Raw genomic sequence first — 15134 nt, 5'->3', positions numbered from 1 at the left:
TTTCCGGCGGAGCCATCGGGGTTGTGAGGGGCCCATAAGAGTCGCATGTGCCCAACAGCCGAACGCCTCCCCGGCCGCACCCGTGACGCCTACTGAGAGTGATGGAGCGGCGATTTCTACGAGCCGCTTCGATCCCCGCACTCGCCCACTGGGCAGAGCAGGCACCTCTCTCCAACGGCTGCACGGCTGGCCAGGGTGGCAGCCCCGGTTGCGGCTGGGCTGCCACCTCCGACTACTTGATCGCCGCCGAGGGAGCACCCGGACAGTGGAGACCGCCACCGACCGGCACACCACCCGATTGAAGCAGCGCACTACACAAGCTCGAAGAATTCGTCTTCGTTCTCGTCGGCTGCCGTCTCGGGACCTTCTGTTGCGGGATCTGTCACCGGCTCGCCGTCGCTGTCGGCGAGTGTGCGCCTGTAGTGCGGATGGTCCTGGTCCATCTGGAGTGCGGCGTGAAGGGGGACGGGGTACTTGGTGCGGTGCTGCCATGCCATGGCGATGTCACACAGGCTCCAGGTGAGGCGGGCGAGAGGTTCCCACATCTCCGACGGGCACTCAAGAGTGACGATCTCCAGGGCGGTCATCGAGTAGTAATTCGGGCCGATCTCATCCTTGTTGACCCTCTCTACGGGAGGGCGGGCATCCCACCTGGTCTTGTGCTCGCCCTTGCGGTAGTGGCCGTTGCCGTCGTGCTGGTGGGTCATGTTGACCAGGAGCCAAGAGCGCCCGTCTTCCTGGTCGGTGGGCAGCCGGTTGAGGAGAGTAGTCGTGATGGCTTCCTCACGCTCCCCCTTGCGCCAGTGGATCATGCGGACAGGACGACCGACCTCACTCATGCTCTTGTTGAGCCTGATAACAGCGGCGGGACGGTATTTCGCCGCCCGCGTCGCGCCAGGGGTCCACGCAGTCCGGGGCGGGGGTGTCTGGCCGGCCTTGTTGTTGTGCAGGCCTGGCCACAAGCGGCGGCAGGCGACGCCGTCTACGGTGACGGTGTAGGCGATGCCGCCGAGGTAGTGGTGGAGGTCTTCCAGGGCCTGGTCTAGGACGAGCGCGACCTTCGCGTTCTCTTCGGGGCTGTCGTCGGCTTCGGTCAGGGTTCCCTTGAGCAGTGGCCGGGAGTGGAACGCGGCCACCGCCTCGTGGTAGGGGCGCCACCGGCCGGTGAGGACGTCCCATCCGTGCAGTGTCCAGGCTCCGCCGCGGCGGGTGGGCGGCTTGAGGGTAGTGGCGGCGATGGAGATCTTTGCGCCGGGGTCGCCCTTCTGCTTGGCCTGCCGACGTACGTGGATACCGCAGTGCCCGAGTTCAGTGGGCTGGTAGGGGCCGATGGGGGCACCGAAGGCCCGGTAGTCGAACCGCTCGTCGATGAAGCCAAGGGAGCGGTACAGGTCGATCAGGGATGCCCTGACCTCGTAGTCCACCGCCTTCTTCTCGGCTCCGTCCTTGCTCTTCTTGGCCTTGGACTTGGCGGCTGGCCGGGCGTTGTTGATGAACTGCGAGACGATTCCCTTGGCTCCGAGGATCGTCCGGACCTGGTGCTTGGCGTCCTGGTCGTTCTCGGGCGGCTTTGGGCGGCCCTCCTTTCCGTCTCCGTACTCAGTCTCTGCCAGGACCCCGAGGATCTCGCCAGGTTCGGCTTCCAGGCTAAAGACGCCCTCGGCAGCCTTCTTGCGAGCCGTGAAGTCTCCGTGTTCGAGCAAGTCGGGGACGTGTCGGAACTCGGCGAACACGCGGCCAACATGAAGTTCCCAGCGCTTGCCATCGACGGGGTCAGCGTCCGGGGCCAGGCCATAGGCGGACGCGAGGGTGGCGATCATACGGAGCCGGATTGGGTCACTGCTCCACAGGCACAGCACGCGCAGGCGTTCAGCACCGATCGCGTCGAGGGAGCGCAGGACGTTGTCCGGCGGCATGACGTAGGCGTCGGAGGTCTCCTTCGGGGCGCCACGGACGGCCTTCCTCTTGACCGGGATGCTGGTCAGCGGTCGGGAGTCCTCGCCGAGAAAGCCGCGGACCCAGTCGTAGGCGTCCCGCAGGAACTGGGTGCCGACGCCGGCGCCGACGGGGAAGCCGTAGTTCTTTGAGACGATGGGCCGCAGATTCTGGTCGGGACCGAGATCGGCAATGGTCTCCTCTGCCTCCCGGGCCTTGTTCTCAGCCCCGATCCGGGCATCGATCTGGTGGAGAGCGGACTCGCCCAAGCTCATGGCAGCCAAGGTCTCCAGGGCCATCCTGCTCACCCCCCGGGCCCGGCCGCGCCCATCGAGGCCTACTTCCATCACGGGCCGGGTGGGGCTGGCCTGCCGGACCAGGACGTTGCGGGTGAAGTCCATGTTCCAACGTGCGCGGGACGCCGACGCGGACACCAACAGGAGAGGATCGTTGATGTCCCGCGCGGTCTTCATGCTCAGCCGCATCCGGGCGAAGGCGTAGCGGATGCGCTCCAGCTCCTGGTGCTCCTTGACAGCCTTGGCGCCATCGGCATCACGCCAGACGTCGTCCCAGGCAACTAGGCCGCCGGTGGTGTCGGGCATCAGGTGGTACTCGTTGCCGCCGGAGACGAAAGGGAGTTTGGACAGGCGGCGGGACAGGTCCCAGGTGATGGTGTTGTACACCCAGCTCGGGGCGTTGGGCTGGCCCTCGGGGGTGCGGTCGAGGTAGTCGGCGATCAGCCGCTCCTCCTGGGCGGCGGCCGCGTACATCTCGGCCAGGCGAGGAGGCATGTTGGGGTCGATCTCGTGGATCTTGCGGCCCATGGAGAGCCCGTGCAGGTAGGAGAACACCCGCTGGACGGTGGTGTCGCTGATGGGGTCGCGACTGACCAGGAGGCCAGTGTCGCGGTCCAGCCAGACGTAGCCGCCGGTCATCGCCCTCAGGGTGATGGGGACGATCGAGTGCGGGGGCTGCGCCTCGGACTTCTTCGTCCGCTGCTTGTAGGCGTTGCGGAAGTTCCTCCACTGGGTCCGGCCGTCGGCGCCGATGTCGCGGACGTAGACGGTGCTGTCCTGAACGACGTCCTTCGTGATCCGGAAGGCGAGGTACTCGGTGTAGGGGCTCTGGTCTTCGTCAGCCATGGGAAGGGGTGACTCCTGGAGTTCGGGGGCTAGTCAAGCGGGTCGATGCCGGCGTACGCGAGGAAGGCGGCCAGGGCCTCGCCATAGATGTCGTTCATCCGGGCGCGTTCCTGGGGGGACCACTTTTGATAGATGCGCTCCAGAACAGTCGCGAGTCCGCCCTGCCACGCCTCCAAGTGGAATGCGTGGTCCACCAGGTGCAGAGTCATGTCAGTGCCGCCTCGGCGGGCACGGCCGGCGAGCTGGATCATGTCCACGATCATTCCGGCAACGATTTCGTTCTGGAGAGCCTGGGACAGGGACTGGAACCCCGGGGCGGAGCGCAGGATCAACGACAGCCGGTCCCAAGCCTTCTCCCGGGCTTCGGCGAGGGCCTGCACGGGGTCCATCCCCTGCTTGCTACGGAAGGAGTTCATGCCGTAGGCGTTGATGGACGCGTACATCTCGGCTGGGTCCGTCAGCAGCGCGAGGGGGCGTGTGCACAGGTAGACGGAGCTGATCGCGGACTTGATGCCAGTCACAATGTTCAGGCCGCGGGCGATCCGGGCCATCGGCACGATCAGGATGCTTCCCCGCTTGGGGAAGGACTCGAACTCGTCCGGGGTTAGCTCGATGATCTTGTCGGGGAGTTCGGGCAGGTCGCGGCGTGCGTCTTGGTCTGCGGGGATGGCCACGCACAGACCGTCCTTGCTGCGGAACTCGGGTGCGTTGAAGATTCCTAGGGCCAAGTAGCGGCAGTGCTCGTAGCTGTTGGCGACCAGGACGACATTGGCCCGATCGCTGTCCTCGCGCTCCAGACGCTCCAGCTCCCGGTGGATCTCGTCCCGGTACAGGGCCTCTCCGAGGGCCTTGAGGGCCTTGGGTTTGAGGTGTTGGGCGTTGCCGGAAATCTGGATGGGGTTGTTCAGCAGGTCGGTGAAGGTCTGGCGGCGCGCCCGGATGGAATCTGGCGCGGCATCGGTCATCCACCACTTGACCTCGGAGTGGATGTGCTCGCGGACGGCCTCGGGGAAGTAGGCCGTCGCGGACAGGCCCATGACGACGCGTTCTCTACCTGCAGCGACCAGGGAAACCACCGAACCGAGCTGTGCAGTGTAGGTATGGGGGTCGCCGGTCATAGTCTGGGACGTGAACTCAGCAGAGTTCTCGGGGTCGTCCAGGCCAGTGAGGCGGTACCCGAAGAGGGCCCGGCCGAGCATGCCGTAGGGGATGGCCTTGGAGCCTACGGCGCCGTCGAGGCGTTCGGAGATGCGGCGTACTTCGTCGCTGGTGATGGACTTGAGGTCGGACAGCTTGGCCATGAGCCGGCCAAGGATGTCGTCCAGCTCTGCCAGCCAGGTGCGGATGACCAGGAGGGTGATGGCTTCGGCCCGGTCGTGTGGGTCGGCGATGAGGCCGTTCAGAAGCTCGTGCAAGCGGTGCTTGGCGTGGTTGAGGACGTTGTCCCCGCGGGGGGAGAGAAGATCCGTCAGCGTGTCACGTACGCGGTCGTAGGGCGCTTCGAGGGGTTCAGACCGCTCAAGGTCGGGGTGGGGGTCGTCGGAGAGCCCGAATACTGTCCTCGGGGGGCGAAGCTCGTTGAGACGACCGAAGAGGTACTCCGGCATCTCGTGGTCGTCGCCGTTGACCTCGCCAGGGAACAGTAGTCGGATCAGGCGCCGGTCCCGGCTTCCGGCAATGTGCCAGCCGGTGGACTTCACTTCGTCCTCGTCGTCGGTGTCGTGCCGTAGGTGGATCTGTCCCTGGCAGGCGGCCGCGAGGAAGAAGTCAGTGAGGTAGATGGCGTGAGCGACCAGCGGGATCAGCTCCTGGGAGGTGCCGCTGGGCCGGTTCTTGAGTGCCCGGTGAATCTGTGGGAGGAAGGTCTCCTTGTTCATCCGGGAGGAAAGGACCAACTCCGTCGAGCACTTCCCGACCGCGATGGACTGGAACTGGTCGACCTCGTCCAGGAGGATCGCGTGGGAACGGCGCAGGAGGAACTCCTCCACGGACAGACGTTCGGCCGGCCGGTCGCCGAAGGCGACGGGGATGGGCATCCGGCCGCCCATAAAGTTGTGGTGATTGGTGACGATCACGTTGGCATTCAGGGCGAGATGGTGCTGCTGGTATTTCCCGCAGGAGGACATCCACGGGCAGCAGCGGGTGCCCTTGAGCGGCGGGAACGGCCGCAACCCCGAGCAGGGCTCCTTGCCGTGCGGGTAGGGATGCGTGGACGACACGAACGGCTTCATCGCGCAGCCGTAGGAAAGCTGGTTGAGCTTCCACCTCACCTTGTCGTCAACTGCCCTGATGGCGCCCTCGGTGCGGGAGACGACCTTCATCGCCCGGTTGTGGAGCCCGTAGGCAGACATCAGTGGCACGCAGGCACTCGCGGCGTCGATCCCGTAGTCGTACTTGTCTGTCAGCCATGCGAGGTCCTCGCGGATCTCCAGGGCTGTCATCAGGCTTGCCTCCACGGTCGGCAGGACCAGCGTGACGGTCATCTGCTTCACGGTGAACCAGGACCCCAGCACACGCACCATCACGCTCTTGCCAGTGCCAGTGGGGGCGTTGAAGACCTCCATCGGCCCAGCGGTGAGGCGCAGGAGTTCCGACGCCGGCATCGTGTCGCTTGTCTTTACCTGCGCTAACAGGTCAAACAGGACACCATGCAGGTACGGGATGGACATGCGGGTGTCGAGCTTCGTCGCGATGGCGAGTAGCTCCTCCACCGGAATGCTGATCTCCGGCGTGCTCGCGGCGATCTCGCTGCGAGCCATCTCGGGAGTCTCACCGGCTGGAAAAACGGGAATGTCCACGCGGCCGCTAATCTCACCGGGGCCGGTCTCGTAGATCGTGCGTGTCAGCCACGACCCGGGGCCTGCAGGCTCACCTGCCCCGCCGACGCCGCCCCGCTTGACCGTCCTTGCCAGGATTCGGTCCGCGTAGGCGAGCAGGTCACCTCCGACGCGCGGAATCACCGCCTCGCACGTCTCCGGGGCGCCAACCGCCGTGAAATTCCTGATCGCCACCCCCTTCATGCCGGTGTCCCGTAGCCGCGAACGGGCCGCGCGCGTTACCCCGGAAGCCGATGCGTACTCCGCCGGCGCGATCCTCGCGGCCGCCGCAATCCGTTGCTTCTCCCCAAGCGGCAGGCCACGCCACGCACTCCACTTGTCGTACTGTCCGGACAGCAAGAATGCCGCGTGCCGGAAGGTCCCCGCCACCGCGTCCTGGTCGTGATCCTCGTCGGGGAAATAGTGGGCGGCCAGAGCCAGGGCCACCAGCAGGGCCGCTTCATCCCTGCTGAGCTTCCCCCCGCCAGTCATACCCATCGAACACCCGCCGTCTCGCAGATCATCTTGCCCATCACGGTTGCCGTAGCCACCCGCAACCCATACTCGTCACACACCCCACGCAGGTAATGGAGTTGGGTATGTCGGTAGTCCGGGACGACGATCCACTTCGCGCCGCCCTTGTCGCCCTTATCGCGTCGGATCTTCTCCCCCAGGAGGAAGCCCGAGGTGAAGTCCTTGATGTCGATCCTGAACTCGACCTTCTCACCAGAGGGCGTTGCGGGAACCGCTCTGATGTCGTAGCTGTCCAGATCGGGCCAGAGGTCCACCTGGACACCGCGCTCCCGCAATACCTCGAACAGGGCGATCTCCGTGAGACCGGGAACCGTGGTGTACCGCCACGGTCCACGCTTGAGCGCCCAGTGACCGGCGGCCGGGACCGCCACCGGGATCTCCCCACGCACCTCCGGGGCGAGCACCTTCGCCTCCGCCGATAGCCGCGGTACGTCCAGCGTCGGCAGCAGTACCGGGGGCGCACCGACCTCGGGGATGGAGAACATGTAGTGGGCGCCGAGTGTTTCGGCGTGCGCCGGGTACAGGCACCGCACCCGGCCCATCCGCTCCCCGAGGCGCCCGTGGACGGTTACCTTCATCGGCCATCGGCAGAACGGACATGCGAACCACCACTGTTCGAATAGAGCCGCGTGATCGATCGGCTCGTAGAACTGGAAGATTCGGGCCGGGAGACCAAGCTCCGTGATCTCCTCTTCCGTCCCTGACGGCACCGTCGACAGGCTCCGCCGGCCGTTCACGTAGTCGCCCTGTCGGCCGGTCTGCCGCAGCACCTCGTTGACGATGACCTGATCCAGCTCCCCGTCCAGCTCCTCGATCGTCGGGGGCGAACCGTCGCGCCGGGTCTTATGCCTGACTGCGTCCAAGACCATCTGCTGCTCGTACGTGATATCGAACAGCTCGTCGGCGGGGTACCCGTCGGGGTCGATCAGATGGACCCCTTCCAGTTCCTCCGGCTCGACACCCGCTGGAAGGAGACCGGCGAGGTCGCCAGTGAGGGAGTCCAAGAAACCAGAGAACGTCAAAGGGTGCGCGGGGCCCCGGGCGGCGAGGATCTCGCCATGGGCATCCATCAGGGTCTGGAGCCGCTTCGTGGGTTCCCCGTCGCCGGCGGTGAAGGCCGGGACAGCACGGGCGGCCGCCTTCATCACCCGCTCCCGGGCCTCCTGGTCAGTCATGTGCCGTGCTGGCATGTCATGAGTCACGGCCGAACCCTAAAGGCCGCCACTGACAATGCCGCCGATCAGGCGGTTTCTTCACCTTCTGGGGTAGTGAACTCCACTTGGGGGTAGAGGCGTTCATACTCTGTGCGGTATGCGCGAATGTGTTCCCATCCCGCCTCGTTGACGAACCACCAGTACTCGCCGACAGGGCCCGTGTCGTCCGCGCCAGCGTAAACAGGGTAGGAAGCGATAAACCCGCGGGCAGCGTGTCCGCCCCGGATCTTCCCGGAGTCCAGGTACATGCGGGCCTTTCCCAACATCCGCTCGGGAAGGCCCTCGTCTCCTTCCTTCGCGAGCATCACCAACTTCTCCCACAGCCATGCCGAAAGCAGGTGCTTCGGGGGGCGCCCCGTGGGGGGAATATCCAGGCCGGCGCGCACGCAGGCCCGGCCAGCACGGGTCACCTTCACCATCACTTGGCGAAGGATTCCCCAGTCGGGGACCGTGACCATCTCCTCCTCCGTCTCGATGAGCCCACGCCGTGTCAAGGCCCGCAGCGTCGACCCTGCGGCGGTGTCGTGCTCACCCTCCGTCCGGAGACGCTCCTGAATCGTGGTGTAGTCGGCCGGGAGATCCCCATGCACCGAGAAGGCGAGCCGACGCCATCGCGCAGCCGGACCAGGGCTCTTACGGTTCGCACTCGCCCTCTCCGCTCGGCGCTCGGCGCGCTGATCCTCCTCGAAGATCACCCTCAGGTATGTGCGTTGCCGGTCGTTGAGGGCGGCCCAGGCTTTCGCGGCCTTCGTCGTCGCAGGGCGGGACGCGGGGACTGCGGATCTCGAACTCTTGCCGCTGCCACTGTTGTCGCCGGACTTTTCGGAGCGAGACAGTGTGAGCACCCAGGCATCCATCACCGCTCGCACCGGGACGCCATAAACATGCGCGAGAACGGCCTGTACACGGTTCCGCCCATCCGGCGAGGTCCAGGAAGCTGGCAACTCTCCTCTCTCCGCCCTCAAGAGCCTGGGGCGCGAGATGGGAACGCCGACTCGACCTAGGAGGGGAACACACTTGGCAACCACTTCGGCCGCGGTCAACCCTGCGCTCATGCGGAGATCTGTCAGGAGGAAGGAGTCCGGATCGGTCTGCATGAGGTAAGACGGTTCGCACTCCAGAACCCTTGCTAGCTGCATCAATCGGTTCGGGGAGGGAGCACTCTTGCCAGTCTCATAGCTCGTGATGCGGAAGACATCGGCACCGATCAAGACACCCAGATCCGTCTGGGACAACCCCTTCGCCTTCCGCGCCCTACGCAGCCTGTCGGGCCAGATCGGAACCCGGTTCCTGGTCATGCGCTAACTCTAGACACCTTGCTGTCACGTGACACGCACTGGTGATGGAGCCTGTGCGTCAGCAACACCTCCATGCGCGTCGAACTCGTCGGGCTTGCCGTGGCATGACTCCGCTCTCAGGCCCCTCGTCTGTGCCGACTGCCGGTCGCTCGCGCGTCCGAACGGTCCGCTGACTCACGCTGGCGGCTACCAGCCCAACCGCACCTGTGAACCGTTCTGACGAGGGGCAAGGGAAGGCACGCCACAGAGCCGCGGACACCCTTACGGCAGTGCCGTTCATCGCACCGCCTCCCGGAAGCCCGCCTCGCCGAGACTGCACGGCGGACGTCGCTGCGACAACCCCTGCAGGGGTTGTCGGCTTCCTACAAGCGGTAGCACCCAGGCGATCAGACTCTCGGTCCGCCCGTTGCGAAGCACAGTGGGCAACCCGACCGGCAGGTAGCTGGGAACAACTTCCAGACAAGCGCCGATCGCCGACGAAGCCGCTTCGATGTCTGTACCTGCACGAAGCCTCACCTGACGCAGCGTCAGGAAAGTCAGCATTGGGTCAGCATTCGTAGACATACACCCACCCACGGACGCCCACAGAGGGGGAAGGCCCCGCACCAGCGAAGGGCAAGCGCGGGGCGCGACCGGAAGCGCCGAGGCTTCCGTAACCGGAAGGCGCCTGACCTGCGCCCCGCGGGCCCGCCTCTCTCCAGTTATCGCAGGTCAGCGCACTCGGCCGCGTGGTTTGAGGTGGGCCGGAGGCAGGTCAGGAGCCGGAAGCGGATGGCCGTCATACCCCTTCACCTCGCCGAATCTCGTCCCATTCATCCAGTCCTCGCGGGCCTGTGCGATATCCTCATGGGAGCGGCCAATCCAGTTCCAGAACATCACGATCTCCTCCTCGAACGGCTCGCCGCCCAGGAGCATCAGGCCGGTGTCCGAGGATGCGCGCAGGGGGAGTTCCGTGCGGCCGCAGCCGAGGTAGAGCATCGAGCCCGGGAGGACCGGGACGCCGTCCACGTAGGCCTCCCCCGACATCGACAGCACCGCGTACTCGAAGTCCGGGTCGAGCGGGAGCCGGGTCTCCGTGCCCGCCGCGAGCGCCAGGTCCGCGCCGACGATCGGGCTGTACGCCGTGCCCGGCGAGGTCGCGGTGTCCAGGGTGCCCAGGATGACCGTTGCCGTCAGGCCCGGGGAGGTCACCTGCGGGAGCTCCGCGTGGTGCTGGAAATGGGGCTCCACATTGCGGTGGTCCTCCGGGAGGGCCACCCACAGCTGGGCACCGTGCAGGATGCGGCCGTGCGAGCGCGGGCTCTCCTCCGAGTGGCTGATCCCGCGGCCGGACGTCATCAGGCCGAGCTCGCGCGGGCGGATCGTCTCGAGGCTGCCCACGCTGTCCCGGTGCAGCACCTCGCCGTCGTGCAGCCAGCTCACGGTCTGGAGCCCGGAGTGGGGGTGCGGGGCGATCTGCATGCCGGGCTCGCCCGCGATGTCGTCCGGGCCGTAGTGGTCGACGAAGCACCAGGCGCCCACCATGCGGCGGCCCAGGTTCGGCAGGAGTCGGCGGACCTCGGTGGATTCCCCGAGCTTGACCGTACGCGGGCTGAGGAGCTCGCGTACGGGTTCGGCCACGACGAAGCCGCGGCCGCCGCAGGCGGAGAGAGCGGGCTGGCGATCGAGATTGCTCATACTGCACAACTTAGTACCGACACCGGCGCCGCGTTCGGTGGAATGTCCGGCCGCCCCCACGTGTTGGGGCAGGCGGACACATCACCTGAACGGCGGAAGGGATCCCGATGAACGCGCCGACGACGTACTTCGAGCACGGCACTGCGGCCGAGCGCTGGGAGCGCGCCCGGCTCTTCTTCGACGCGAAGGAGTACACGACGGCCGCGAACATCCTGGAGGCGCTGGCCGGCGAGGCCCCCGAGCAGCTCGCGCCCCGGCTGCTGCTGGCCCGCGCCTACTACCACTCCGCCCGGCTCTCCCGCGCCGAGCACGAGCTCCGCGCCATCCTGGAGCGCTGGCCGGTGGAGGACTACGCGCAGCTGATGCTCGGCCGGACGCTGGAGCGCCAGGGCCGGGCCGACGAAGCCCGCCCCCACCTGCGGATGGCCGCCGCGATGGCGGGCGAGTTCCCCGAGTAGCGCCCCTGGTGGTGCGCCCAGTGCGCACCACCCGGCCCCGTGCGTGCGGGGCCGGGCCGCAGCCTCGGCTAGCCTGGGGTCACGATGAACCGTCTGACCACGCCTTTCGGCTCCCACGAGCTCACCCGCTTCCCCGAAGACCCGCGCGACCAGCTCCGCGCCTGGGACGCTGCCGACGAGTACCTGCTGCGCCACCTCGACTCCGGTACGGGGGAACACGGCCCGGTGGACCTGGCCGGCGCCGGGCAGATCACCATCCTCGGGGACCGCTGGGGGGCGCTCACGACGGCGCTGGCCGCGTACCACCCCACGCAGATCACCGACTCCTACCTCGCCCGGGCCGGCACCGCCGCGAACCTGGACCGCGCCGGGATCGGCACCGCCAAGTCCACGGTGCGGCTGCTGACCACGCAGGACGCGCCGCCCGAGCGGATCGACGTGCTCCTCGTACGGGTGCCGAAGAGCCTGGCGCTGCTGGAGGACCAGCTGTACCGGCTGGCGCCGCACGTGCACGCCGGCACGGTCGTCGTGGGCACGGGCATGGTCAAGGAGATCCACACCTCCACGCTGAAGCTCTTCGAGCGGATCCTCGGCCCGACCAGGACCTCGCTCGCCGAGAAGAAGGCCCGGCTGATCTTCTGCACGCCGAGCGCCGCCTCGACGCGGGCCGTCGACCCGTGGCCGCTGACGTACACGCTGGACGAGGACGCGGGCTCGGGCGCCGGCCTGACCGCCGTCAACCACGCCGGGATCTTCTGCGCCGACCGGCTCGACGTCGGCACCCGCTTCTTCCTCCAGAGCATCCCGAACAACACGAACGGCGCCCGGGTCGTGGACCTGGGCTGCGGCAACGGCATCGTCGGTACGGCGGTCGCGGTCTCGGATCCGCGCGCCGAGATCGTGTTCACCGACGAGTCGTACCAGGCCGTCGCCTCGGCGAAGGCCACCTTCCGCGCCAACGTCCAGCACGAGCGCGATCGGGCCGACTTCCTCGTGGGCGACGGCGTGGCCATGCTGGACCCGGGCTCGGTCGACCTGGTGCTGTGCAACCCGCCGTTCCACTCCCACCAGGCGACGACGGACGCGACGGCGCTGCGCATGTTCGCGCAGTCGCGCAAGGTGCTGCGCCCGGGCGGTGAGCTGTGGGTGGTCGCCAACCGCCACATGGGCTACCACACCCACCTGCGCCGCCTCTTCGGCAACAGCGAAGTCGCCGCGAGCGAACCGAAGTTCGTGGTGCTGCGGGCGGTCAAGCAGGAGGAGCGACCGCGCCCCATGTGACCTGCCGGTACACCCGCCGGTAGCTCCCCCGGTTCGCCCTACACTCGGCCGCGTGAGCAGGCAGGTACGAGAAGACGGTCAGGTACGAGACGACGGTACGGACGGCAGCGCCGACGGCGAGCGCTACCGCCGCGAGGAGCTGGCCCGCGCGGCCGGCGTCAAGGTGCGCAACCTGCGCTACTACCAGGAGCGCGGGCTGCTCCCGCCGCCTCGCCGCGAGGGCCGCATCGCCTGGTACTCCGCGGACCACCTGGCCCGGCTGCGCCTCATCAGCGATCTCCTCGGGCGCGGGTACACCGTCAACGGGATCGCCGAGCTGCTGCACGCCTGGGAGGCGGGCGGCGGCCTGTCCCAACTCCTGGGCCTGGAGCGGGCGATGACCCGCGACTGGGTCCACGAGGAGCCGGTCACCATGACCCTGGCCGAGCTGCGCGGGCTGTTCGGCCCCGCGGGGACGGCCGAGGACACCCGGCGGGCCGCGGAGCTGGGGTACGTACGGATCGAGGGCGACCGGGTCACGCACCAGAGCCGGCGCCTGCTGGAGGCCACGCTCACGCTCGTGCGGCAGGGCGTGCCGCTCGCGGAGATCCTCGACGCGGGGGACTTCGTACAGACGCAGGCGGCCGCGCTCGCCGACCGGTTCGTCGGACTGTTCCGGCGGCATGTGATCGGACCGGACGGGCTGGAGCGACTTTCAGCCACCCAACTGGATCACATCTCGGACGCGGTGGCGGCGCTGCGTCCGGTGGCGGGCGAGGTCGTGGCTTCGGAGTTCGCCCGGGCGATGGCCCTGCGGGTGGAGACGGAGGTCGCCGAACTGCTCCGCAAGGACGTGCAAGGCCCCGAAAGGCCGCACCGGAAGGCAGTGACCGATCGGTAGGAGTCGGCCGAAAAGGCACGGTCGAGCAACCTTGCCAACCCCCATTGGCACTCTTACATTCAACTCGTCGGTAACAACGGTGCACAGCCGAAATAAGGGACGATCTCATGGCAGATTCCCCCAACTTATCGGATTCCTCCGCCCCGCCCGGCAGAGACGACGAGGGAGGCGGCCGTGTCCGCTGGCGCCGCTTCGCCGTCCTGACCCTCCCCGCCATCGCCGTGACCGCGGGCCTCGGCATCGCCCTCGCGCAAGGCGCGCTCGCCGCCTCCTTCGCCGTGTCGGGCCAGCAGTTCAAGGTGTCGGCGACGAGCCTGGAGGGCGAGGGCTTCGCCCAGTACGGCAGCATCGACGTCAACGCCCGCGAGGAGCTCATCCCGGTGGCGGTCACCGCCATCAAGGAGGCCAAGCTCCACAGCCTCTGCCAGTCGGTCGTGACCACGCTCCCGGTCGTCGGCGACATCTCGCTCAACCTCACCGCGGGCAAGAAGGCCCCCGTCGAGGCCAGCAACCTGTTCGTCGACGCCACCCAGCTCTCCGGCGACGCCGTCTTCAGCAACATCGAGATCGGCCGCGACGCCTCCACCCTCGACAAGGGGCCGACGGAGGCCGTGGGCATGCAGGACCTGTTCGCCCAGCAGGCGGACACCGTCAGCATCACCGATCTCCAGCAGACGGCCTGGGCCACGAACGCGGGCACCTTCAAGCTCTCCGGGCTCAGCATGAACATCAGCAAGGGCAAGAAGGAATGCTTCTGAGCCTCTGGCGGCGGTGGCGGCAGTGGCGTCGGGGCAGGCCGTTCTGGGGAGGGCTCTTCGCCGTCCTCGCCGGGGCGGAGATCTGTGCCCTGCCGCTCGCACCGCTGAAGGTGATGCTCCAGCAGGGCATCGCGGGCATCCCGTCCGTCCTGATGGGCATCGTCATGATCGTGCTCGGCCTCACCGCCTGGTTCTCGCCCGCACAGCGCAGCCTCGCCGGTGTCCTCACCACGCTCATCGCCACCGCCGCACTGGTCATGTCGAACCTCGGCGGGTTCCTGATCGGCACCCTGCTCGGGATCCTCGGCGGCGGGCTGATGTTCGCCTGGCAGCCGAACCCTCCCGCGCCGAACCCTCCCGCACCGAACGCCGCCGTCCCGCACCCCTCCCCCGAGCCGCAGGACTCCGTACCACCGCACTCCCCCACCCCAACCGGCACCACCGCGCACCCCGATCCCCAAGGAGCACAGCCATGAGCCGCACGCGTACCGCGCTCGCCCTCGGGTTGGCCGCCGCCGGAGCGCTGTCGGTGGCCTCGGTCACCGCCACCGCCGCGCCCTCGCCGCTGGCCGGATCGACCACCGTCACCCCGGCCGGGCACTCGTTCAAGGCCGCCCTCAGCGGCAAGGCCACCCTCAAGGCCGGTTCGGTGACGGTGACCTGTACGGTCTCCGTCTCCACCGGCACGGTCCCGGCCGCCCCCGGCAACCAGAACCCCGCAGGTCCCGTCTCGTCGCCGATCACCCCGCCGACGTACAGCTCGTGCACGTCCAGCATCCCGGGTGTGACCCCGACGGTCACCACCAGCGGTTCCTGGTCGGTGTCGATGCAGAACGGCTCTCCGATCACCGCCACCATGACCGTCCCCGTCGGCGGGCTCGTCGTGCACACGACCGGCCTGGCCACCTGTACGGTCACCGCCGCCCCCACCGCCCCGGCGAACGTCGGCGGGGCCTGGGTGAACGGCGCCCCGCCGAGCCTGACCTTCACCAACGCCTCCGTGCCGGTCACGGTCACCGGCGGGTTCGGCTGCCCGACCAGCGCGACCTCGTCCGTCTTCAACGCCGTGTACAAGGTCACCGACACGACCGACCCGGCGCAGCAGATCACCGTCGGCCCCTGACGGGCGGCGGCGACCCCC

General features: G+C 67.8%; 11 protein-coding genes. 6 read left to right on the top strand and 5 right to left on the bottom strand.

What is annotated here, in order from left to right:
• Positions 1 to 311: 311 nt before the first annotated feature.
• The 5 genes from OG509_RS32070 to OG509_RS32050 all read right to left on the bottom strand — a co-directional run bounded on the left by OG509_RS32070 (position 312) and on the right by OG509_RS32050 (position 10616).
• Positions 312 to 3077, bottom strand: coding sequence for an RNaseH domain-containing protein (locus OG509_RS32070; protein ID WP_406186110.1), 2766 nt, complete (start codon positions 3075 to 3077; stop codon positions 312 to 314).
• Positions 3078 to 3106: 29 nt separating this feature from the next.
• Positions 3107 to 6391, bottom strand: coding sequence for a hypothetical protein (locus tag OG509_RS32065; protein WP_406186109.1), 3285 nt, complete (start codon positions 6389 to 6391; stop codon positions 3107 to 3109).
• Positions 6382 to 7602 (bottom strand): hypothetical protein, encoded by a 1221-nt coding sequence (locus OG509_RS32060; RefSeq protein WP_398672666.1) that lies wholly within the window; start codon positions 7600 to 7602, stop codon positions 6382 to 6384. The genes OG509_RS32065 and OG509_RS32060 overlap by 10 nt, the downstream gene beginning before the upstream one ends.
• Before the next feature lie 65 nt (positions 7603 to 7667).
• Positions 7668 to 8939 carry a helix-turn-helix domain-containing protein gene (locus OG509_RS32055; protein ID WP_398672668.1) on the bottom strand — a complete coding sequence of 424 codons (1272 nt, stop codon included), beginning with the start codon at positions 8937 to 8939 and terminating at the stop codon, positions 7668 to 7670.
• Between the two features lie 711 nt (positions 8940 to 9650).
• Positions 9651 to 10616 (bottom strand): pirin family protein, encoded by a 966-nt coding sequence (locus tag OG509_RS32050; protein ID WP_406186108.1) that lies wholly within the window; start codon positions 10614 to 10616, stop codon positions 9651 to 9653.
• 107 nt (positions 10617 to 10723) lie between these two features.
• On the opposite strand from OG509_RS32050, the gene OG509_RS32045 reads away from it, so the two are divergent.
• From OG509_RS32045 to OG509_RS32020, 6 genes are all read left to right on the top strand, one after another.
• Positions 10724 to 11074 (top strand): tetratricopeptide repeat protein, encoded by a 351-nt coding sequence (locus tag OG509_RS32045; protein WP_406186107.1) that lies wholly within the window; start codon positions 10724 to 10726, stop codon positions 11072 to 11074.
• 84 nt (positions 11075 to 11158) lie between these two features.
• Entirely contained in the window at positions 11159 to 12355 is a 1197-nt protein-coding gene (locus tag OG509_RS32040) for a methyltransferase (protein WP_406186106.1), read from the top strand.
• 52 nt (positions 12356 to 12407) lie between these two features.
• Entirely contained in the window at positions 12408 to 13235 is an 828-nt protein-coding gene (locus OG509_RS32035) for a MerR family transcriptional regulator (RefSeq protein ID WP_406186105.1), read from the top strand.
• Between the two features lie 107 nt (positions 13236 to 13342).
• Positions 13343 to 13993, top strand: coding sequence for a DUF6230 family protein (locus OG509_RS32030; RefSeq protein WP_387284219.1), 651 nt, complete (start codon positions 13343 to 13345; stop codon positions 13991 to 13993).
• Positions 13984 to 14469, top strand: a complete 486-nt coding sequence (locus OG509_RS32025; RefSeq protein ID WP_406186104.1) for a DUF6114 domain-containing protein — start codon at positions 13984 to 13986, stop codon at positions 14467 to 14469. The genes OG509_RS32030 and OG509_RS32025 overlap by 10 nt, the downstream gene beginning before the upstream one ends.
• Entirely contained in the window at positions 14466 to 15116 is a 651-nt protein-coding gene (locus OG509_RS32020; protein WP_406186103.1) for a hypothetical protein, read from the top strand. The genes OG509_RS32025 and OG509_RS32020 overlap by 4 nt, the downstream gene beginning before the upstream one ends.
• Positions 15117 to 15134 lie beyond the last annotated feature (18 nt).

Origin of the sequence: Streptomyces sp. NBC_01006 (assembly GCF_045162725.1) — a bacterium.
Taxonomy (GTDB): domain Bacteria; phylum Actinomycetota; class Actinomycetes; order Streptomycetales; family Streptomycetaceae; genus Streptomyces.
Note: the sequence above shows the minus strand (reverse complement) of the source record. Positions and strands in the feature narration are given on the sequence as shown.